The organism is Mycobacterium terramassiliense (assembly GCF_900157385.1).
GTDB classification, from domain to species: domain Bacteria; phylum Actinomycetota; class Actinomycetes; order Mycobacteriales; family Mycobacteriaceae; genus Mycobacterium; species Mycobacterium terramassiliense.
The window spans coordinates 782781-806696 of record NZ_LT717699.1; the positions used below are offsets into that span (position 1 = coordinate 782781).

Consider the following 23916-nt stretch of genomic DNA (forward strand, 5'->3'; position numbering starts at 1 on the left):
TTTTGCTTCAGGGCTCATGCCGCAGCCCTTGACAGGGGACCGGCCGCACGAAAGGTCAAGGTCAGCAATCGATTTCTGCAATCAGATCGAATTCGGCGAACGTACGCGACACCATCTCCCGGAGCTCATCCTGGGTGTTTTCCCGGCCGAGAACATATGCGGAGATTCTGAAAAAGATCTTCCCGCGGCTGCGCCCCGAACCCACGAAGAGTTGCCCACCGATGTGAGCGAGTGTGCTTTTCTTGATGTCGGGTTCGATGGATCTCAGGTACGCATAGTCGGCGTCGGTGCCGTCGGGCCGGTTTACCGCAGGCGACAGGTCACCGACGTTGGAGACGGTGACCGGTTGGCTGGCGCCCCCCGCCGCCATCGCCGCCAGCCTTCTGTTCAACCGCCTCGGCACCAACGGCGCCAGTGGGAATGTCGACAGATACTCCTCGTCCGGGTTCTTCATCGCCGCGAGGATTGCCCGCGTGATCTTGGCGTGGGTGTCCCCGAGGTCCGTCGCCGCGTGCGTCGGGTCGACCGCGACGTCGACCACGGTGAGCGCATTGCCGCGGGTATCGTTCTCCGTCCGCAGCGTCACCGGGAATCGCAGGGTGACCGTTCCGTCGTCATGAACGCGCCCCGCCCGCACCGCGAGTCTGCTCGCGACCGCTGCTACGAGCGAGTTGCTGCTCGCGCCAAGGCTTTTCGCGCGAGCGTCCCAGTCCGCCAGGTCGATGAACGCGGTCAGGGCGGGCACCTCGACCACCTGATCGTCGTCGGCGGTCCGAGGGGGCGGCGGCGCCGCTTTGACCGATGAGGTGAATTGCTTGCGGTCGGGCCAGATCTTTCCGGCGGCGGAGGAGAAGGCCTTCGCTATTGCGGGCAGTTCCTTGGCGGTTTGCCGCAGGTCCTCACGCACCGCGTGCCTGCGGGTGCGCGATCCCGCGGGCGGATAACCGAAGTCGCGTGTCCTGCCCTCGGCCGCGTCGGCTATGGCCTGGCCGAGCCCGATCCCGTCGACGAGCGTGTGCGACACCACCAGACTTATCGCGGCCCCACCGTCCTCGAGCGGAAGTAGCCCGAGATGCCAGCCGGGTCCCCACTCGGGATCAATGGGCAGGCGTGCCCGCTCGTCGAGCCAGGCGCTCACGTCGGCGCGCGGCCGCGGCGTCGCGTCGATGTCGAGGTCGGCCGAATCCGGGGCGAGGACCCAGCGATCACGCGCGAACCCCAACGGAGACCGTTCGATCCTGCGCCCCAGCAACCCGCGCCCGAGATTGCGGTGAAAGCGCCGTAACGCATCGACGTCGACGGCATGGTCGTACAGCCACGTGAACTGAGTCAGCGTGTCGTGCACCGCTCGCATCGCGAGAAATATCGCTTGATCCACGTATGCGAGCCTGTTGTCGACCGGCTCAACGCCATTCGTGCTGACCTGGGCCGCCGGGGCGGCGGGCGCGGGGGCGGTGTCGGTGAGTAGGTCGGCCAGGTGGGCGGCGAGCGTGGCCGGCGTGGGGTGGTCGAGGGCCACGGTTGCCGGCAGGGCCAGGCCGGTGTGTTGGTTGAGGGTGTTGCGCAGTTCCAGGGCGGTCAGCGAGTCGATGCCCAGGTCTTTGAACGGGCGGTCGGGATCGAGGCCCGCCGGGTCCGGGTGGGCCAACACGGTGGCGGTGGTGGTGGCGACCATCGCGGTGAGAGCGCGGAGTTGCTGTTCGGGCGTTTGAGTGGCGAGCTGCGCCCGCAGATTGCGGGCGCTGGCCGCGCTGGCGCGGGGGCGGCTGGTGGTAAGCGTCGACAGGATCGAGGGCAGGGCGCCGTTGCGGGCTTGGCGGGTCAACGCGGCGACGTTGAAGGGGCTGGCCAGGACGTTGGACCGTTGACTGCTGAGTGCGGCGTCGAAGAGGGCCAGGCCGTGTTCGTTGGTGATGGGCGTCAGGCCGGTGCCGGCGAGCCGGGTCAGGTCGCCGGTGGTGAGGTGGGCGGTCATCCCGGACGGGGTCTGCCAGTAACCCCAGGCCACGCTGGTGGCCGCGCGTTGGGTGTGGTGGCGGTGGCGGGCCAGCGCGTCCAGGAAGGCGTTGGCGGCGGCGTAATTGGCCTGCCCGGGGCTGCCCAGGATGCCGGCCGCCGAGGAGAACAACACGAACGCGGCCAGGTCGCGGTCGGCGGTGAGGCGATGCAGATGCCAGGCGGCGTCGGCCTTGGCGGCCAGGACCGCACCGAGCTGGTCGGCGGTCATGTCGCTCACCGCGGCGTCCTCCAGCAGCCCGGCGGCGTGGACGACGGCGGTCAAAGGATGCTGCGGGGGAACGCTGTCCAGCGCCGCGCTCAGGTCGGCGGGGTTGCTGGTGTCGCAGGCGGTGATGGTGACCTGCGCGCCCAGCTGGGCCAGGCGTTGGTGCAGTTCGCCCGCCCCGGCAGCGTCGGGCCCGCTGCGCGACAGCAGCAGCAGGTGCTTGATGCCGTAGTGGGTGATGAGGTGTTCGGCGAACAGCGCCCCCAGCATGCCGGTGCCCCCGGTGATCAGCGCCGTACCCTCGGGGTCCAACACCGGTTGCGGGATCAGCACGATCTTTCCGGTATGCATCCCTTGGCTCATGTCGCGGAAGGCTTGCGGCGCGTTGACCAGCCCGTAGCTGGTGGTGGGCAACGGCCGCAGCGCACCGGCGGCGAACAGCTGCAGCAGCGCCGCCCACGCCGGCTGCAGGGATTCCGATGCGGCACTGGACAAGTCGTAGACGCGGTAGTCGACCCCGGGATGGGCCGCGGCGATCTCGGCGGGCACCCGGATGTCGGTCTTGCCGATCTCGACGAACCTGCCGCCGCGGGGCAGCAACTGCAGCGAGGCGTCGACAAAGTCCCCGGCCAGGCTGTTGAGCACCACATCCATGCCTTGGCCGTCGGTGGCCGCCTTGAACGTGTCGACGAAATCCAGCGTGCGCGACGACGCGATATGCGAGGCGTCGATGCCCAGCCCGGTCAGCACGTGCTGTTTGTCGGGGTGCGCGGTGGCGAACACCTCGGCACCCAGGTGCCGGGCGATCTGGATCGCGGCCTGACCCACCCCGCCGGCGCCGGCGTGGATGAGCACCCGCTGCCCCGCCGCCAGCCCGGCGATCTCCACCAGGCAGACGTAGGCGGTCAGATACACGATCGGCGCCGAGGCGGCCTGGGTGAACGACCAGCCGGCCGGAACCGCCACCACCATCGCCTCGTCGGTGATCGCGGTGGGCGCAAACGCGTTATGCGGAAACAGCCCCATCACCGCATCCCCGACACGCACCGACGTCCCGGGCCCGGCCTCCAGCACCACCCCGGCGGCCTCGCTGCCCATGCCGTCATCGGCGATGGCGCCCAACGCCACCACCACATCACGGAAGTTCAGCCCGGCCGCGCGCACCTGCACGCGAATCTGCCCCGCCGCCAGCGCGTCCGGCGCCTCGGTGGGCAACAACGCCAGATTGGCCAGATCACCCTTGCGGCTGGTCCCCAACTGCCAATCGGGCCCACCCGGCGCCGCCAGGATCGGCGTGCGGGCCAGCCGCGGAACGTGGACAACACCCTTGCGCACGGCCAGCTGCGGCTCACCGGCCGGTCGCGCCACAACGATCGCCGACAGCTTGTCCTGGCTGGCGGCGAAGCCATCGGTGTCCAGCAACGTGATGCGCTCGGGATGCTCGTTCTGGGCGGTGTGGATCAGCGCCCACGCCGCCGCGTGCGCCGCATCGGGGACCCCGTCAAAAGCGCTCACGCCGACCGCATTTCGGGTGACGACCACCAAATGCGCGTGCGCGGCATCGGACCGGGCCAGCCAACCCTGCAACTGAGCCAACACCTCACGGGCCAGGCTGTGCGCCTGCCGCAGCGGATCGGCCGCGTCTTCTGCCCCGGGCAGGAGCCAGATCACCACCTCCGGACACGGGGTCACGGTCGCCAGGTCGGTGTGGATCGGGCCCTTTCGCAGGGCGGCGGGGAGTTGGTCGGGTGAGCCGGTGACAACCGCCCACTCGGGGGCGGTGGCGGCCGCCGGCGAGGTGTCGAGCAAGGGTGGCCAGCTCAGTTGGAACACGCTGTCGCGCAGTCCGGTCGCAGCGGTCAGTTGCGCGCCGAGGTCGGGCAGTTCACGCAGGGTGATCGTGCGGATGGTGATCACCGGCGCGCCGGTGGGGTCGGTGGCGTGCAGCTCGTACGTGTCGTCGGCGGTGGCGCTCAGCCGGACGTGCAGCTGGGTGGCCGCGGTGGCGTACAGGGTGATCCCGCTGAACGCGTACGGAAGCCGCAGCGACGCCGAGTCGGCCGCAGCGGTCTGGTCCGACACGGATGCCATCGCGTGCAGGGCGGCGTCGAGCAGGGCGGGGTGGATGCCGTAGCCGGCGACATCGGTCCCGGCGGGCAACGACACCTCGGCGTAGACGACATCAGGCCGGGCCGGGTCGGTGCCGATGCCCCGCAGCGACCGGAACGGTCCGCTGTAGCCGTAACCCCGCTGGGACAACGCCTCGTAGAAGTCGTCCTGGTCGAGCGCCGCGACACCCGGCGCCGGCAGGGTCGGCGGTGTGGCGGGCTGCTGGGAGCTCAGCTCGCCGCTGGCGTGCAGAGTCCACACGCCGGAGTGGCCACCGGTGCGCGAGTGCACGCTGAACGCACGCCGCCCGCCGTCCTCGGCCGAATGCACGGCGATCTGCAGATCGGTGGGCGTGGCGTCGGACAGCCGCATCGGGCTATGGAGCACCAGTTCGTCGATGACCGGGCAGCCGGTGTATTCCCCGGCCTGCAACACGACATCGATGAACCCGGTCGCGGGGAACAGCACGGTGCCGTGGACTTGGTGGCCGCGCAACCAGCCCTGAGTGGCCGTCGACAACCGACCGGTCAACACGACCTGGTCCTGGTCGGCAAGGTCGACCACCGCACCCAGCAGCGGATGCTCGGCCCGGTCCTGGCCGAGCCCGGAAGCGTCGCCGGTCGATGTGGGATTCAGCCAGTAGCGGCGGTGCTCGAAGGGGTAGGTGGGCAGCTCGATGGTGCGGGCGTGGGGATACAGGGCCGACCATGACGGGCTGTGGCCGTGGTTGTGCAGGTGGGCCAGGGCGGTGGCCAGGTTGTCTTGGTCGGGATGGTCGCGGTGCAGCGTGGTGATCACCGCGGACTGGGTCCGTCCCGTGGCCTGGGCCAGGGTGTCGGTGATCGCCGGGGCCAACACCGGGTGCGGGGAGAGTTCCACGAACGTGCACTCGCCGTCGGCCAGGCGCTCGACCACCCGGTCGTGGAATCCGACCGGCTCGCGCAGGTTGCGATACCAGTAGTCGGCGCCCATCGTCGTGGTGTCGAGCGGATCGGCCGAAAGCGCCTGTCCCACTGTCGAATACAGCGGGATGCTGGAGGGCATTGGAGTCAGGTCGGCCAGCTCGTCGAGCAGGCGCTCCCGGAGCGGTTCGACGTGGGCCGAGTGCGAGGCGTAATCGACCGCGATCTGCCGGATGTGCAGGCCGTCGCGATCGCCGGCCGCGGTGAACTCCTCCAGCGCGGCGGGGTCGCCGCTGATGATGGTGTGCGAGGGGCCGTTGACCGTGGCGATGCAGAGCGCGTCGCCCCAGGGTTGCAGGCGCGGCCGCAGGTCGTCGGCGGCCAGCAGGACCGATGCCATGGCGCCGGTCCCACCCAAGGCGCCGAGCGCTTGGCTGCGCAGCGCCACCACCTTGGCGGCCTCGGGTAGGGGCAGCACCCCGGCGATGTAGGCCGCGGCGATCTCGCCCTGGGAGTGGCCGATCACGGCGTCGGGAACGATGCCGTCGCCCCTCAACACCTCCGCGAGCGAGACCATCATGGTGAACAGCACCGGCTGCACGACGTCGACGCGGTCCAGCGCCGGGGCGCCCGGGTTCTGACACAAGACGTCGCGCACCGACCAGTCGGTGAAGGGGCGCAGCGCGTCGTCACAGGCATCGACGGTGGCGGCGAAGACGGGGTGGTGCTCGTAGAGCTCGCGCCCCATCCCGGGGTATTGGCCGCCCTGGCCGGGCAGCACGAACACGATCTTGCCGTGCGGCTGGGCCAGGTAGTGGTGGCTGACCAGCTGCGGATGGGGTTGGCCGGTCCGCAGCGCATCCAGCGCATCCAGAAGCTCTTTGCGTGGATCGGCGCTGTGCGCCGGCGCGGTGATCGCCGCCCGATACGAGTGATGGGTCCGCGTGGTGGCCAGGCTGTAGGCCACGTCGGTCAGATCCAGGTCGGGGTGGTCGACCAGGTGCTGGTGCAACCGGTCGGCCTGCGCGCTCAACGCCGTCGGGGTGCGCGCCGACACCGGCCACATCAACAGCCCGAACTCGGCGCCGTCATCGCTTTGTTCGGCCGGTGCCGGCGTGGGGGCTTGTTGCAGGATCAGGTGCGCGTTGGTGCCGCTGATCCCGAAGGACGAGACCGCCGCGGTGCGGGCATGATCCGTGTGCGGCCAGGGCACCGCCTCGGTCAGCAGGCGCACGGTGCCGGCCGACCAGTCGACGTGCGGACTGGGCCGATCGACGTTCAGCGTCGGGGGGAGAGTGTCGTGATTGAGGGCCTCGATCATCTTGATCATCCCGGCCACCCCGGCGGCGGCCTGGGTGTGCCCGATGTTGGATTTGATCGACCCCAGCCACAACGGGTGCTCGGCACTACGGGCGGTGCCGTAGGTGGCGATCAGCGCGCCGGCCTCGATCGGGTCGCCCAGACTGGTGCCGGTGCCGTGCGCCTCGACGACGTCGACCTGATCCAGCGCGATGCCGGCGTTGGCCGCGGCCTGGGTGATGACGCGCTGTTGGGCGGGCCCGTTGGGGGCGGTCAGCCCGTTCGACGCGCCGTCCTGGTTGATCGCCGATCCCGCGATGACCGCCAGCACCGGGTGGTGGTTGCGCTGGGCGTCGCTGAGCCGCTCCAGCACCAACACAGCGGCGCCCTCGCCCCAGCCCGTGCCATCGGCGTTGGCGGAGAAGGCTTTACACCGCCCGTCGGCGGCCAGCCCACGCTGCCGGGCGAACTCGGTGAAGATGGTCGGGGTGGTCATCACCGTCACACCACCGGCCAACGCCAGGGCCGACTCGCCCTTGAGCAACGATTCACAGGCCCAGTGCGTGGCCACCAGCGACGACGAGCACGCCGTGTCGACGGTGACGGCCGGGCCCTGCAACCCCAGCGCGTAGGCGACTCGACCGGAGACCACGCTCGTGGATGAACCGGTCAGGCCGTATCCCTCCGCGCTGTCGGAACCGCCAGCGCCGTAGGTTTGTGACCAGGCCCCGACGAACACCCCGGTCTCCGAACCCGCCAACGCGGTGGGATCAAGGCGGGCGGATTCCAGCGCTTCCCAGCAGACCTCCAGCAGCAGTCGCTGCTGAGGGTCCATGGTCTGGGCCTCGCGGGCGGAGATCCCGAAGAAATCGGCGTCAAAGCCGGCCACGTCCGTCACAAAACCGCCGGCACGCGTGTAGGTCTTGCCGACCGCGTCGGGGTCGGGGTCAAACAGGTCCGCCAGGTTCCAGCCCCGGTCGGCGGGGAATTCCCCCAGCGCGTCGACGCCGCCGGCCACCAAATCCCACAGCGCCGCAGGTGAATTCACCCCACCCGGGAACCGGCACGCCATCCCGACCACGGCGATCGGCTCGTCCACCCGCGCCTGCGCGCCCGTCGACGCGGCGGCCGGGGATGACCCGCCCAGCAACTGACTCAGGTAAGTGGCCAACTCGTCTGGGCTGGGATAGTCGAAGGCCAGTGTGAGCGGCAAGTCCAGTTCGGTGACCGTTTTCAGCCGGTCGAGCAACTCGGTGGCCTTCACCGAGTCGAACCCGAGGTCCTGGAAGCTCAGCTCGGGGTCGATGTGTTGAGCGTTGGGGCGGCCCAACACCGACGCCGCCTGCGAGCACACCTCCGCGACCAGCAGGTCATGCTGTTGCCGGCTCAGCGTGCGCAGGCGTTGGGCCAATCCCGAGTCCGCCTCGGCGGCATCGACTTTCTGCGGCTTCGGCGCCTGGATTGGCTCGTCCAAGCGGGCGAACTCGTCACGCAGGTACAGCTGTACGCAGTCCCGTCGCCTGACCTTGCCGCTGGTGGTGAGGGGAATCGAACCGGCTTGCACCAGAACGAGATCCGCCACGCTCAGACCGTGCGCCTTGGATATCGCCGCGGTGATATCGCGCCGCACGGCGGCTATCCGCTGCGCCGCAGCCTCTTCGGATTCGTCCCGCTTCTTGACTTCGACGATGGTGACGAGTTGATCGGCGCCGTCACCGTTGGCAACCGCGATGGCCACGCAGCGGCCGTGGGTGATCTCCTGGATCGTCGCCTCGATGTCGTCGGGGGCGTGGTTGCGCCCGTAGACGATCAGGATGTCTTTGATGCGGCCCTTGATGAACAGCTCGCCGTCGGAAAAGAAGCCCAAATCTCCGGTTCTCAGCCACGGCCCTTCGGGGGTGCCGACCGACGGGCCGACAAGCGTTGCGCCGAAGGTGCGTGCGGTCTCCTCGGGTTTCTGCCAGTAGCCGTCGGCCACGTTGTCGCCGTGCACCCAGATCTCGCCGACCGTTCCCGCCGCACACTCGATGCCGGTTTCGGGGTCGACGATGCGCACGGTCGGCGACGGCGGCATGCCGTAACTGACCAGCGGCATACCTTCCCCGGCCCCGCACCGCTTCGCGTGGCCGGCGGTCAGTTCCTCGGATTCGAAACTCACGATCTCCGGTGGATGGCCCGATTCGCGGGTCGCCACGAACACCACTGTTTCCGCCAGCCCATAGGAAGGCCGCAAAGCGTCGGGGCGGAGGTTGAAGCGGGCGAACCGCTCGGCAAAGCGCCGCATCGTCGACGGTTGTACGCGTTCGGCGCCGTTGAGGATGTGGCGCACGTCGCCGAGGTCGAGCCCGGCCAGGTCGTCGTCCGACGTCTTCAGCGCCGCCAATTCGAACGCGACGTTGGGCCCCGCCGAAAACGCGCGAGTGTTGCTGGCCATCAACTGGATCCACCGCGCCGGTCGCTGCAGGAAGAACATCGGGCTCGTCACCACCGCGCGCAGTCCCGCCAACACCGGAAGGACGATGCCCACGATCAGACCCATGTCATGAAAGAACGGCAACCACGACACGACGGTGGCGTCGGGGGGAGGGGTACCGCCGTAATAGGCGGCAATGATCTGCTGGAAATTGGCCTCAATGTTCTTGTGCGAGATCACGACTCCGGCGGGCGTTCGCGTCGACCCGGACGTGTATTGCAGATACGCGATGTCTGGCGGGTTTTCGGGCTCGGCGAAAGGACCGGGCTCGGCGTCGAGGTCCAGCAGATCAAGCTCGACGATGGACGACCGGGATTCGGCGGGCTGCGCCGAAAGGTAGTTTGCGATGCTTCCCGCGAGAGCGGATGTGGTGAGAATGACCGAAGGCGAGGCGTCGGCCAGGACCGCGCTCACCCGTTCGTCGGTGGCACCACCCAGCGGTTCCGACAGCGGCACCGCGATCTGCCCGGCCTGCAGCGCGCCGAGAAACCCGGCGACGTAGTCGAGTCCCTGGGGCGCCGATATCACCACGCGATCACCGATTGAACCGCGGGATTTGAGCTCGCGCGCGACGTTGAGCGATCGCCGATACAGCTGCGACCACGTCAGGCTTTCGCCGACGCCGTTCCAGTCCTGCTGATAGTCGACAAACGTGTAGGCCGTCTCGTTCGGCCGCAGCCTGGCATGCTCCCGCAGGACGGCCGGGATGGACGACTCAATCACAGCGGGAGGCCACCATGAAAGAGGGCGGTGTGCTGCAAGATCGCCAACCTTAGGAGAAGAGGACGCGTTCCTCGAGTCGGGGAATTATTACACACCCGTCCAATGCATTGGGTATGTTGGCGAATCATTACGTGATCGGGAGCCCCTGGCTGTCTGGGCTGTCCTAGAGCCGACGGAAGGCGGCCCTGTGTGAGGGTGAAAACCTGGACGTCATCCGTGGCTTCCCTGCCCACGCGAAGGTTCGCGGGAGCGCGTGGCCGCATCGATCCGAGCACCCGGAGGTGAGCCGGTGAGCGTAGTCGACAGTCCGACCGTCGATAGTCCAGCCGTAGCGGACCGGACGACTCTTCACCGTCTGTGGAAAGCGGTTCTCGTTGTCATCGCGGTCGTTGTGGCCGCGGCGTGTTACTTCGTGCCGGTGTTGCTCGCCGTGCTCGGGGGGCTTGTCCTGTTGCTCCTGTGTGCGCGCCTGGTTTATCGGGACCGCGACCGCTACATCCCGAATTTATATTCCCGGGATACCGCGGTATATGACGACGCGTACCGCTCGTTCATAGCCCGCTCGCTCTCGAGCATGCGTAAGTGCAAGATTCCGGGCCACACGCTGTTGTGGGAAGCATCGCGCCTGCCTAAACCCAGCCGTCAGGATTCCGACGAACTACTGCTCGATCTGGGCGTCTGGCTCGGCTGGTCGACGAGGCTGATGGCTGACGCTTCCGGCCGGCAGGTGTATGGCTTCGACACGTTTGAAGGCCTGGTCGAAGACTGGCAAGTGGACGACCAGATGCTCATCAAGAGTGGAAGCTTTTCACTGTCAGAACCGCTCGCGCAACGTTCCATGCGCGACACCGGGGTGACCCTGCGCGACGGGGTGCCCGCGGCGCTCGGGCGCAAGGTCCAGTTCATCAAGGGAAGCACCTACGAGACGCTGGCCCCGTTCCTGGCCGACCGACCGGGCGCCCCGATTCGGCTTTTCCACATGGATCTGGATACCTATGAGAGTTGCCTGCATGCGCTAGAAACCTGCAGGGACCGCTTTATCGAGGGGTCGATCCTCGTCTTTGACGAATACCTCGTCACCAATGCCGAGATGCGGGCGTTCTTCGAGTTTCAGAGCCGGTACGCGCTGGAATGGCGATACCGGGCCTGGGGTCTGGAAGTCATGGAGATGAACCTCGAGATGGTCGTCTCGCGTTGGAAGCGCGTGGCGTACTACCTGCCCTGGATCGCGGCGTATTGGTTGGCGGGCGACGGCAGCTATGTCTGGAAGTTTTTCGGCAAGCGTTTTTGGCGCTTTTGGCTGGGCGCGCCGATCGGCGATATCGTTTTCATGCTTGGCGCCGCCGGACAACGGAAGTCGGTCAGTCTCGAAATTACCGGCCTGGGTAAGTTGGACCCGTCCCGTCCGCGCGACCAGGACCACGGGTGAATTCGCCCCCCAAAACGTGGGCCGCGCGATGAAATTCGTCCTGGCGAGCTGGGGTAGTCGCGGCGACGTCGAGCCCAACCTCGCCGTCGGGCGCGAGCTGGTGCGCCGCGGGCACGACGTGTGCATGGCCGTCCCGCCCGACTTGGTCGGTTTCACGGAAGCGGCCGGGGTGGCGGCCGTCGGATTCGGGCCGGAGGCGGGGTCCATCCTGGACGCGCACCGCGAGTTCTGGACCTGCTTCTTCAGCCACCCCTGGCGGCTCCGGGATCTGGTCAGGTCGCGCCTCGAAATCTCGGGGCCCCTGCTGCGGGCTTGGCAGGAGATGAGCGCGACGCTGGTGTCGATGGCGGACGGGGCCGACCTCATATTCACCGGCATCAATTTCGAGGACGCCGCCGCCAACGTGGCGGAGTATTACGGCATTCCGCTGGCCACGTTGCATTACTTCCCGCTGCGGCCCAACGGCCAGACCCTGGCACTCCTGCCGGCGCCACTGGCCCGCGCGGCGGTGACGGCGTATTGGTGGGTGTCTTGGCGTGCGACGAAGAAGGTCGAGGAAGCCCAGCGCCGCCAACTGGGCCTACCGAAGGCAAAAGGATCGGCGCAGCGGCGGATCACCGAACGCGGGTCGCTGGAAATCCAGGGCTATGACGAGGCGCTCTTTCCTGGGCTGGCGGCCGAGTGGGCGGCATATGAGCGTCAACGTCCCTTCGTCGGCGCGCTGACGCTGGGGTTGGCGACGGACGCCGATGAGGAAGTCGCGTCCTGGATCGCCGCCGGAACGCCCCCGATTTACTTCGGGTTCGGCAGCACCCCGGTCGCATCTCCCGCCGACACCATTGCCATGATCGGCGCGGCCTGCGAGCGGCTGGGGGAGCGGGCGTTGGTGGGCGCCGCCGGAACCGACTTCACCGGCGTCCCCCGTGGTGACCACGTCAAGGTGGTGGGCGGGGTGAATTTCTCGACCGTCTTTCCCGCCTGCCGCGCCGTTGTGCACCACGGGGGCACGGGCACCACGGCCACGGGCCTGCGCGCGGCAGTCCCCACGCTGATCCTGCCGACGGACATCGATCAGATGCTCTCGGGCTCCCGGGTCAAGCGCCTGAAGGTGGGTACCGCTCGACGGTTTTCGGCCGCGACCGAGGAATCGCTGGTCGCGGACTTACGCACCATCCTCGCCCCGGAATACGTGGCCCGGGCCCGCGAGCTCTCAGCCCTGATGACCGACCCCGCCAAGAGCGTCGCCGCCGCCGCCGACCTGCTGGAAGATTTCGCGCGCTCCCAACGTGCCGGCTGATCGGGCAGACGATCTTGTCGCCGACCGCACGCCCTGGCAGCTCCCACTACTTAATTGGCAATGCCTCGCAGCCGGACCGATCGACGGAGTTCGGATCGATCCGCCGCGATCACTGGCAGAGCGCCGCGTTACCGAATCGACCGCGATCTGCGTGACGGGCGCCTCAGTTACCTATTCGCGTGACAGGCGTCTCACCCAGCAAGTATGGTCTAGAACTTGTTATACCCATGTTCAGTAGACGGTCTGGAGACGCGGTTGAGCATCAATCCCTTCGATGGTAGCGGGGGCTGCTTTTTCGTCTTGGCTAACGACGAGGAGCAACAGCAGATGATCGGCGGTCGGAAATGACCGATCTGCAGAACGGTCTCGAGACACCCAAGCCGGTGCGCGGATCGCAGGGCACGGGCGACAGCTTCGCGATCGTCGGGTATGCGGTGCGCGTCCCGGGTGCCGCCAACGCCGACGAGTTCTGGCATGTGCTGTGCGAAGGCCGGGATGCGCTCTCGGAGGTGCCCCAGGACCGCTGGGATGTCGAGGAGTTCTATGACCCGGATCCCGATGCGCCCGGAAAGATCGTCAGCCGCCGCGCCGGGTTCATCGACGACGTAACGGGGTTCGACGCGCCGTTCTTCGGGCTGTCGAATCGGGAAACCATGCTGATCGACCCGCAGCACCGGATCCTGCTGGAGACGGCGTGGCAGGCGGTGGAGCATTCGGGAACCGCCCCGTCGGCCCTGGCGAACACCAAGACCGGTGTGTTCATGGGTCTGGGCACCCATGACTACCTGGGCTTGATCTCCGAACAGCTGAGTTATGAGGAGATCGAGGCCTACGTGGCGATCGGGACGTCGTCGGCCGCGGGAGCCGGCCGGATCAGCTATGGGCTGGGGCTGCAGGGCCCGGCGGTGTCCGTCGACACCGCGTGCAGCTCGTCGCTGGTGGCGGTCCACCAGGCGTGCCAGGCCCTGCGCTTCGGGGAATGTGACCTCGCGCTGGCCGGCGGGGTGAACGTCCTGCTGAGCGCCAAGACCGCGATGACGTTCTCCCACGCGCACATGCTGGCCCCGGACGGCCGGTGCAAGACCTTCGACGCGGCCGCCGACGGCTATGTGCGCGGCGAGGGCTGCGGCGTCGTCGTCGTCAAGCGCCTCGAGGACGCGATCCGGGACGGTGACCGGATCCGGGCCGTGATCCGGGGCAGCGCGGTCAACCAGGACGGCGCGTCGGGCGGCCTGACGGTGCCCAACGGGGTCGCCCAGCAGCGCGTGATCGCCGAGGCGCTGCAGTGCGCGGGCGTGGCGCCCGGCGACGTGGGATACCTGGAGGCGCACGGGACCGGGACCTCGTTGGGTGACCCGATCGAAGTCCAGGCCGCCGGTGCGGCATTGGGCAAGGGGCGCGACGCCGACCGGCCGCTGCTGATCGGGTCGGTGAAGACGAACATCGGGCACCTGGAGGCGGCCGCGGGAATCGCGGGTCTGATCAAGGTGATCCTGTCGCTCGAGCACGAGGTGCTGCCCAAGCACTTGAACTTCAGCAAGCCGTCGCCGCACATTCCGTGGGACCGGCTTCCCGTGCGGGTGGTGGACGAGGCGCTGCCCTGGGCGCGCGCCGATCGGCCCCGGATCGCCGGGATCAGTTCGTTCGGGTTCTCCGGAACCAACGCGCACGTCATCCTCCAGGAAGCTCCAGTAGCGCCCGAAGCCGGCGCCGCGGCGCCGGAGGCCCCGTCCGACGACCGGCGGTTCAGCCTGTTGCCGCTCTCGGCGCGCAACCCGGCTGCCCTGGCGGAGCTCGCCAAGGCCTACGGCAGCTGGCTGGCCGACCACCCGGACGCGTCGTTGGCCGACGTCTGCCTCACCGCCGGAGCCGCTCGATCCCACTTCGAGCACCGGGCCGCCTTGGTGATCAATTCGACCGAATCCGCGCGTGAGCAACTCGCCGCGCTGGCCGACGATCGCCCGGCACCGGGGTTGCTGCGCGGGGAGTGCGCCGACCGGCCGAAGACGGCGTGGTTGTTCACCGGCCAGGGCAGCCAGTATGCCGGCATGGCACGGGAGCTCTTCGAGACCGAGCCGGTGTTCGCCGAGACCATGACCCAGTGCGCGGCGGCGGTCGCCGACGTGCTCGAAAAACCGCTGCTGGACGTGATTTTCGACCCCGACGGCGACGCCGCCTTGCGGCAAACCTCCTACGCCCAGCCCGCCCTGTTCGCGGTGGAGATGGGCCTCGCCCGCCTCTGGCAGTCGTGGGGCTTCGAAGCGGACGTGGTGATCGGCCACAGCGTCGGCCAATACACGGCGGCCTGCGTCGCGGGCGTGTTCGGACTCGAGGACGGCATGCTGCTGATGGCCGAGCGCGGCCGCCTGTTCGGCAGCCTGCCCGACGGCGGCCGGATGGTCGCGGTCTTCGCCGCCCCCGAGCGCGTGGAAAGCATGACCGACGAGTTCCCGAGCCTGTCGGTGGCCGCCTACAACGGCGCCAACACCGTGCTGTCGGGACCCGTGCAGGATCTCGACCAGGCGGTCGCCGGCCTGGAAGGCGACGGTGTGCGCTGTGACTGGCTGGACACCAGCCACGCCTTCCACTCGGCGCTGCTGGATCCGGTCCTCGACGAATTCGAGTCGTATGCGAATCGGTTCGAGTTCGGCCCGCCGCAAAAGACTTTGGTGTGCAACCGCACCGGCGCGGCCCTGGGCAGAAGCGCGAAACTGGACGGCGCCTACTGGCGCCGCCACGCGCGGCAGCCGGTCGAATTCGCCAAGAGCGTGCGCACCCTGGCCGAACTGCACTGCACGATGCTGCTGGAGATCGGCCCCCAGCCGATCCTCACCGCCGCGGCCATGCGGGCGTGGCCGGACCCGGCCACCGCGCCCCGGGCGATCGCGTCGATGCGGAAGAACATCGCCGATCACCGCCAGATCACCGAGGCCCTGGCCAACGCCTACATCGTCGGGCACCGGCCGGACTTCGCCGCCCTGGCGCCGGTGACCGCGCGCAAGCTCGACCTGCCCACCTATCCGTTCCAGCACCGCCAGTACTGGTTCCGTGAGCAGCGGGTGGCGCCCACCCATGCCTCCCATCAGGCCTCGGCCACGCGGACCCAGGCCGTCGGGCTCCTGGAGGACGGCCGGATCGAGGAGCTCGCGGCGCTGCTGGGCGGCGGGAACACTAACCCGCAGGCCCTCGATGTACTGAAACAGCTTGCGGCAGAACACAATCAGCAGCGTAATGCCCAATCCATCGCGGAGTCCCGCTACGAGATCCGCTGGGAGAAATCGGCCGCCAAAGCCCCGGCCGCGACGGCCGGCGAGGGCACCGCGTGGCTCCTGGTCAGCGACGACGCCGGGGCGGTTCAGCCGTTGGTCGACGCGCTCACCGCGCGTGGGCACCGGACCAGCATCGTGGGTCTGCCGGTGTCCGACGCCGACGCGGATCGGCTCAAAGACGCGTTGCGCGCCGCGTCGGCGGACGAACCGGCGCTGCGTATCCTGCATCTCGCGGCCCTCGGATCGGACACCTCGCCGTCGACGCAATCGCTGCTGCGGATGCAACACCAAGTCCTGAGCGGAACCCGGCGGCTGTTCGGTGCCGCGGCCGCGGCAGAACTGCGCACACCCATCTGGCTGATAACCCGTGGCGCACAACGGGTCACCGGCGCGGACAAGGTGTCACCGGCACAGTCCTGCCTGTGGGGATTCGGTCGCGCCGCCGCGCTGGAACACCCCCGACTGTGGGGCGGCCTGGCCGATTTGGCCGCGGGCGGCGCCCTGGACGGCGGGGTGTGGTCCCGTCTGGTCGACCAGCTGGTGGCGACACCGACCGGTGAAGACCAGTTCGCGCTTCGGGACCAGGCGGTCTACGTTCCCCGGCTGACTCGGCGCGCGGGGCAGCCCGCCGGGACGCCGCTGGCGCTACGCGATGACGCGACGTATCTGGTGACCGGCGGGCTGGGCGCGATCGGACTGGAAGTCGCCGCGTATCTGGCCGCGCACGGAGCCCGGCATCTCGTGCTGACCAGCCGGCGCGCACCGAGCGACGCCGCGCAGGGGCGCATCGATGCCATACGCGAACAGACCGGCGCCGAACTCCGGGTCATCACGGCCGACGTGTCCAACCCGCACGATGTTGCCCACATCCTGGCCACCGTGCGGGCGGAACTACCGCCCCTGGCCGGCGTCGTGCATGCCGCGGGCGAGATCAGCACGACCCCCCTGCAAGCCTTGGATGACGCCGAAGTGGATCGGGTGTTCGCCGGGAAGGTTTGGGGCGCTTGGAATTTGAGCGAGGCTACCGCGGACCTCAAACTGGACTTCTTCCTCAGCACCTCCTCGATCGCCGGGGTATGGGGTGCCGGCGGCCAGACGGCTTACAGCGCGGCCAACGCCTTCCTCGACGGGCTGGCCTGGCGGCTGCGTGAGCAGGGCGTTCCGGGGATCAGCGTCAACTTCGGTCCGTGGTTGGCGGCGGGCATGGCCGACGAGGCCGCCCGCGCGGAACTGGATAAGCGTGGGGTCCGGCCATTGTCGCCGGCCGATGCACTGGCGGGGATGGCCGAACTGATGGCGTCTTCGGCCAAGGGCGTATCCCACGGGGTCGTGGCCCGGATCGACTGGGCCGGCTTCCTGCCGCTCTACCAGATGGCGGGGAAGCGCGCATTCTTCACGCAGTTGCAGCGTGAGGTGCCCGAGTCCGCACAGGCGCCGTCGGAGTCTGGGACCACGCAATTGGTGGACCGGCTCACCGCGGCCCCGGTGCAGCAGCGCAAGAAACTCGTCGTGGACTATCTGCGCGACGCCGTCGCGGACGTGACCCGCATCGACCCCTCGGAGGTCCGCGAGGAGGCCGGGCTGTTCGACCTCGGCATGGATTCGCTGATGGCCGTCGAACTGCGGCGCCGGCTCGAGCGGGCGGTGGGCTCGGAGCTGCCGTCGACCCTGGCGATGGACTACCCGCGCGTCACCGACGTCGCGAATTTCCTCCTCAATGACGTCCTGAACCTCAACGCACCGGCGGCCGCGAGCGCGGCGGCGCAGCCGGCGCCGGTGGCGACCGCGGTGACGACGCGCACGGACGAGCCGATCGCGATCGTCGCGGTCGCATGCCGTTTTCCGGGTGCGCCGGACCCCGAGGCCTACTGGGATTTGCTGTCCGGCGGTGTCGACGCGATCCGGGAGATCCCGGATGACCGCTTCGACGTCGACGAGTATTACGACCCGGATCCCGAGGCGCCGGGCAAGATCTACACCCGTTACGGCGGATACCTCGAAAGCATCGACGGGTTCGATCCGGAGTTCTTCGGTATTTCCCCGCGCGAAGCCGTGTGGATGGATCCGCAGCAGCGATTGATGCTGGAGATCGCGTGGGAGGGACTGGAACGCGCCGGGTATGCGCCTGCGGCGTTGCGCGGCAGTCGAACCGGCGTGTTCGTGGGCGTGGCCGCCAACGAGTATTCACAGCTGCTGAACGCCAACTCGGTGGAGACCATCGAGGCCCACTTCATCACCGGCAACGCTCTCAACGTCATCGCGGGCCGGGTGGCGTTCGCGCTCGGGCTGGAGGGGCCGGCGATGGCGGTGGACACCGCGTGCAGCGCCTCGCTGGTGGCCGTCCATCAGGCCTGCCAGGCCCTGCATTCCGGTGACTGCGACATGGCGCTGGCCGGCGGGGTGAACGTCTTGGTGAGCCCGGCGTCCATCGTTGCCACCGCGCGCGCCAGAATGCTGGCCGCCGACGGCCGATGCAAGACCTTCGACGCCGCCGCGAACGGCTACGCACGCAGCGAGGGCTGCGGGATTCTGGTGCTCAAGCGGCTCAGCGATGCGCAGCGCGACGGCGATCAGATCTGCGCGGTCATCCGGGGCAGCGCGGTCAACCAGGACGGCGCTTCCAGCGGTCTGACGGTGCCGAACGGCGGTGCACAGCAACGGCTTATCGCCGCGGCGCTGGCTCGCGCCGGTCTGGTCGGCGGGGACGTCGATTACCTCGAGGCGCACGGCACGGGCACCTCGCTGGGCGACCCGATCGAGGTCCAGGCCGCCGCGGCCGCCTATGGCGCCGGCCGCGACCCGAACCGGCCGCTGCTGATCGGATCGGCCAAGACCAACATCGGCCACCTCGAGTCGGCAGCGGGGATCGCCGGTCTGATCAAGGTCGTGTTGTCGTTGCAGCACGAGGTCCTTCCGCAAAACCTGCACTTCGAGAACCCGTCGCCGAACATTCCCTGGGACTCTCTGCCGGTCCGGGTGGTGGACCAGCCGATTCCGTGGCACGCCAACGGCAGGCCACGGCGCGCCGGGACAAGCTCGTTCGGGTTCTCCGGCACGAACGCCCACGTCCTGATCGAGGAGGCCCCGTCGCCAACCGCGACGGCGGACGTCACCTCGGAAGGCGACGCGGTTCCCGACACCACCGTGTCACCGGCGCCCGGCACCGAAGGTGAACCGATCGGCGTGTTGCCGCTATCGGCGCGATCACCGGAGGCGCTGCAGGCGTTGGCGCAGCGGTATGGGGCCTGGTTGGAGGAACACCCGCAGGCCGATATCGCCGACGTGTGCTTCACCGCCGGGGTGGGGCGTTCGCACTTCGAACACCGCGCCGCGTTGGTCGTGGATTCGGTCGACAAGGCCCGCGAGCTTCTGGCCGGATTGACCGAGAACCGGCTGGAACCGGGCGCGGTGCGCGGCGTGTGTGGTGACCCACCGAAGACGGCGTGGTTGTTCACCGGTCAGGGTAGCCAGTACCCCGGAATGGCGCGTGAACTGTTCGACACCGAGCCGGTGTTCGCTGACACAGTGCGGCGATGCGCGGAAGCGGTCGATCCGATGCTCCCGCGTCCGTTGCTCGAGGTGCTGTTCGACACTGACGGCGATGCCGGAGAAACCCTGCGGCACACCTCTTTTGCTCAGCCGGCGCTATTTGCCGTCGAGATGGGCCTGGCGCGGCTCTGGCAGTCTTGGGGTATCGAGCCGGACGTGGTGCTGGGGCACAGCGTGGGCCAGTACGCCGCGGCGTGCGTGGCCGGAGTGTTCAGCCTCGAGGACGGCGCGCGCCTGATCGCCGAACGCGGCCGGCTGTTCGGCAGTCTGCCCGAGGGTGGGCGGATGGTCGCGGTGTTCGCCGACGCGCAAAAAGTCGACGGCGTCGCCGAAGAATTCCCGCGCATTTCGGTCGCCGCCTACAACGGCCCCAACACGGTGCTGTCGGGTCCCGGCGCGGACCTGGAGGAAATCGTCGCCAAGCTGACCGGCGACGGGGTGCGCTGCACCTGGCTGGACACCAGTCATGCCTTCCATTCCGAGCTGCTGGACCCGGTGCTCGACGAATTCGAATCGTACGCAAGCAATTTCGAATTCGCCGTTCCGACCCTGCCCCTGGTGTGCAACCGGACCGGCGCGCTCCTCACCGCGGAAACCCCGCTCGACGGCCAGTATTGGCGGCGGCATTCCCGCCAGCCGGTGCAGTTCGCCGAAAGCGTGCGAACCGTGGCGGCGCTGGGCTGCTCAGTGTTGATGGAGATCGGTCCGCAACCGGTTCTGACCAACGCTGCCATGCAGGCCTGGCCGGAATCCTCGGCCGCTCCGCGGCCGATCGTGTCGCTGCGCAGGGATGCCGATGCCCGGAGTCAGATGGCAGAGGCGCTGGCCGCGGCCTACGTCAGCGGCCATCGGCCCGTGTTCGCGGCGCTGCACCACCTGCCGCGCCGCAAACTCGAACTGCCCACCTATGCTTTCCAGCGGCGTCGGTTCTGGCCGAAGAACGCCGACATCCGCGGCATCGACGGGCATGGTGCCACCGGCTCCGGAATCCTCGGGAGCGCTAAAGATCTCGCCTCCGGCGACTCCGTCTACACCAGTCGGTGGTCCGTCAACACGCAGCCCTGGCTGGCGCATCACGTCATCTATGGCGCCGTGGTCGTTCCGGGTGCGACGTACGCGGCGATGGCCCTCGCCACGGTCGGAGCGCCGGCGCAGGTGCGCGAAGTCTTCTTCTACGAACCGATCATCCTGGGCGACAAAACCTCCCGGGAGGTGCAGCTGACGGTGCATCCGGTCGATGGCGGCTGGACCTTCCAGGTACACAGCCGCCCGTTCGGTGACCGTGACGCCGAGTGGTCGTTGAACGCCGACGGACGGATCGTCAGCGGTGCCGACGACGAGCCCGCACTCGAGCCGACGGAATCCATCGACGCGGCCTGCGAGCGGCTGGCCCGCACCCGTCCGCAGCAGCTGTTCGACACCTTCGCCGACATGGAGCTGGCCTGGGGTCCCACCTGGTCCACCTCGCTCAAATCGCTGTGGGCCGGTGACGGCGAGGCGGTCGGCGATATCGCCATCGGCGACGAGCTCGCCGAACAACTCGGCGCCGAGCCGATCCACCCGGTGCTGCTCGACCTGTGCACCGGAATCGCCTTCCCGGCCTTGGAGGCGGCGCTCGCGGCGACCGAAGATGGCGCGGGTTTGGCCGATCTGTTCTTGCCGCTGCGGTACGGGCGGGTGGTGCTCCACGACGAGATGCCACGACGGTTCTATTGCCGCGCGCGGTGGCAGCGGGGCGGTCTCGACAGCGAAACGCAGGCGTTCGATCTCGACTTCGTGGATCGTGACGGTCGCCAGCTGGGCGAGATTCGCGACTTCACAGTCAAACGCGCGCCGCGGGAGGCGTTGCTGCGCGGGCTCGGCGGCGACGCCACCCGAAACATGTACACCCTCGGCTGGGAGGAAGTGCCGGCGCCGGCACCGGGCGGCGCCGGGAAGGGCGAGGGCACCTGGCTGATCGCCGGGTTCGACGAGCTGGCGGCCGACGTGCCGGGTTGTGTCTCCTTGGACCGCGCCTCGACGGATGCGGAGCGCTGGAAGCGGGCGCTCGCCGAGGCTCAGGAGCGTGGTGTGCCCGTCTCCGGCGTCGTCTGGCGCAGCCCCGGGAGGCCCGAGGCGGAAGAGTCGGGCGCCGAATTCGCCGCGCGGCTGGAGACCGAGATCGATGAGCTGCTCACGGTCGTGCGAACGCTGTTGGCCCAGCAAGACCTGAAACTCACCGGTGGGCTCTGGATCGTCACCGAACGGGCCGTCGCGACCGAGCCCGGCGAGTCGGTGGACCCGGCGCAGTCGGCGCTGTGGGGCTTCGGACGGACCGTCATCACCGAGCAGCCGAGCCTGCGCTGCAGGCTGGTCGACTGCGACGGAGCCGACGACGCCGTGCGTTCGTTGGCCGGCCTGCTCGGCGCACCCGCCGACGAACCCGAAATCGCGCTGCGACAAGGAAAGTACCTGGTGCCGCGGCTACTGCCATGGGCGCGCAGCGGCCAGCTGCCGGTACCCCGCGCGACCGATTACAACCTGGAGCCGACCGAACGCGGCGCCATCGACAACCTGCACCTGGTCGAGACGCACGTGCCGCCGCCGAGCGCCGGCGAGGTGCAGATCCGGGTGGAGGCCTCGGGCCTCAACTTCCGGGACGTGCTGAACGTGCTCGGCCTTTATCCGGGCGACCCGGGGCGGGTCGGCGGCGGCGACCTCGCCGGCGTCGTTACCGAATTGGGCGCCGGTGTCAGCGGATTCGAGGTAGGCCAGCGGGTGTTCGGCTTCATGCCGGGCGGGTTCCCCACCCGGGTCAATGTGCCGGCCCAGTTCCTGGCGCCGGTGCCGAACGGCGTGAGCGCGGTGGGAGCGGCGACCATACCCGCCGGGGCGCTGACGACCCGGCTCGCTTTCGACTGGGCGAAGGTCGGACCCGGTGACCGTGTTCTCATTCACGCCGCCAGTGGTGGCGTGGGGCTGGCCGCGATCCAGATAGCCCAACACCGGGGCGCGACCGTCTTCGCCACCGCCAGCACCTACAAGCGGGCGGCGCTGCGCAAAATGGGCGTGGAACACATCTACGACTCGCGCAGCACGGATTTCGCGGACCAGATCCTGGCCGACACCGGCGGCGCCGGCGTCGACGTCGTGCTGAACAGCCTCACCAACGAAGGGTTCATCGCGGCGACCGTGCGGGCAACCGCGCAGGGCGGCCGGTTCGCCGAAATCGCCAAGCGCGACATCTGGACTCGGGAGCAGATGGCGGCGGCCCGTCCCGATATCGCCTACGAGATCATCGCGCTGGACGCGTGCATCGAGCACGAACCCGAACGGACGGGGAAGTTGCTGGCCGAGGTGGCGGACAGCATGGCCAAGGGCGAGTTGAGGCCGATCGCCGCCGAGGTCTACCCGGTGACCGAGGCGAAGACCGCGTTCCGCCGGATGCAGCAGGCTCGACACATCGGAAAGATCGTGCTGCAGATGCCCAAACCGCTGCAGCCGCGCGGGGATCGGAGCTACCTGATCACCGGCGGCCTCGGTGCACTGGGTCTGCACACCGCGGCCCACTTGGCCCAGCTCGGGGCCGGTGACATCGTCCTGACCAGTCGGCGCCTGCCCGATGCCGACGCGCAACGGGCGATCGACGACATCACGGAGCGCTACCGAACCCGCATCCACATCTTCGCCGCCGACGTCGGCGACGAAGCGCAGATCACGGCGGTGCTGGAACGGATCCGGGCGGAGTTGCCGCCGCTGGCGGGGGTCGCGCACCTGGCGGGCGTCCTCGACGATGCGCTGCTGCCGCAGCAGAGCCCCGAAAGCTTCCGGACGGCGCTGGCGCCCAAGGCCTTCGGCGGATGCCATCTGGATCGGCTCACAAAGGACGACGATCTCGATTTCTTCATCGTCTACTCGTCGGCCTCCAGCGTGATCGGTTCGCCCGGGCAGGCCAACTACGCGACCGCCAACGCGCTGCTCGACGGGCTCGTTGCGGAGCGCAGGGCCCAGGGCATGCCCGCGACCGCCATCAACTGGGGTCCGTGGGCCAAGGGTGGCATGGCCACCTCGCACGCCGCACGCGCCAATCTCAGTGCGCAAGGCCTGATCCCGCTGGAACCGTCTGCCGCCCTCAACGCGCTCGACGAGATTGTCGCCCACGGAACCGGGCAGGCAACCGTCATCAAGGCCAATTGGCAGCGCGCCGCGAAGGGGCTGGGCGCCACTCGCCCGGCGATGCTCGACCATGTGCTGCCGAGCGCGGTCACGGCGGCACGCGGCGACAGCGAGTTGTTGCGGCAACTGCACGAGGTCCCCGAGGCGGAGCGCGGCAGCTTCCTCACGGAGTACCTGCGGTACGAAGTCCAGAATTTCCTGAGGCTCGCGCAACCGCCGGCCGCGACCAGCCGGTTCCTGGAGCTGGGGACCGATTCGCTGATGGCGGTCGAATTCAGCAACCGGTTGCTTCCGCAGTTCGGTGGCGCGTTCACGATCAGCGCGACCGCGGTGTTCGACTACCCGACCATCGGGTCGCTGGCCGAGTACCTGGCCGGTCAGGTGCCAGAGTCGGATAAGGCGGATTCGGTCGGTTTGGCCGAGCCCACGTAATCAACCCGAGGATCGGCCGGTCCGGGGTCGGCGTTCGCGCGCGTGGGAATTCAGG

4 protein-coding genes are annotated in these 23916 nt (G+C 68.8%); 3 read left to right on the plus strand and 1 reads right to left on the minus strand.

Features of this window, described 5'->3' with window-relative positions; genetic code table 11:
- Positions 1-61: 61 nt before the first annotated feature.
- Entirely contained in the window at positions 62-9730 is a 9669-nt protein-coding gene (locus tag MTAB308_RS07855) for a type I polyketide synthase (RefSeq protein ID WP_077098896.1), read from the minus strand.
- A gap of 289 nt (positions 9731-10019) precedes the next feature.
- Here MTAB308_RS07855 and MTAB308_RS07860 point away from each other — a divergent pair, with 289 nt between their 5' ends.
- The 3 genes from MTAB308_RS07860 (at position 10020) to MTAB308_RS07870 (ending at position 23861) form a co-directional block, all read left to right on the plus strand.
- Positions 10020-11159: a class I SAM-dependent methyltransferase gene (locus MTAB308_RS07860; protein ID WP_077098897.1), complete on the plus strand. Its 1140-nt coding sequence runs from the start codon at positions 10020-10022 to the stop codon at positions 11157-11159.
- Positions 11160-11187: 28 nt separating this feature from the next.
- Positions 11188-12456: a glycosyltransferase gene (locus MTAB308_RS07865; RefSeq protein WP_077098898.1), complete on the plus strand. Its 1269-nt coding sequence runs from the start codon at positions 11188-11190 to the stop codon at positions 12454-12456.
- Positions 12457-12800: 344 nt separating this feature from the next.
- Positions 12801-23861, plus strand: coding sequence for a type I polyketide synthase (locus MTAB308_RS07870; RefSeq protein WP_077098899.1), 11061 nt, complete (start codon positions 12801-12803; stop codon positions 23859-23861).
- Positions 23862-23916: the final 55 nt, after the last annotated feature.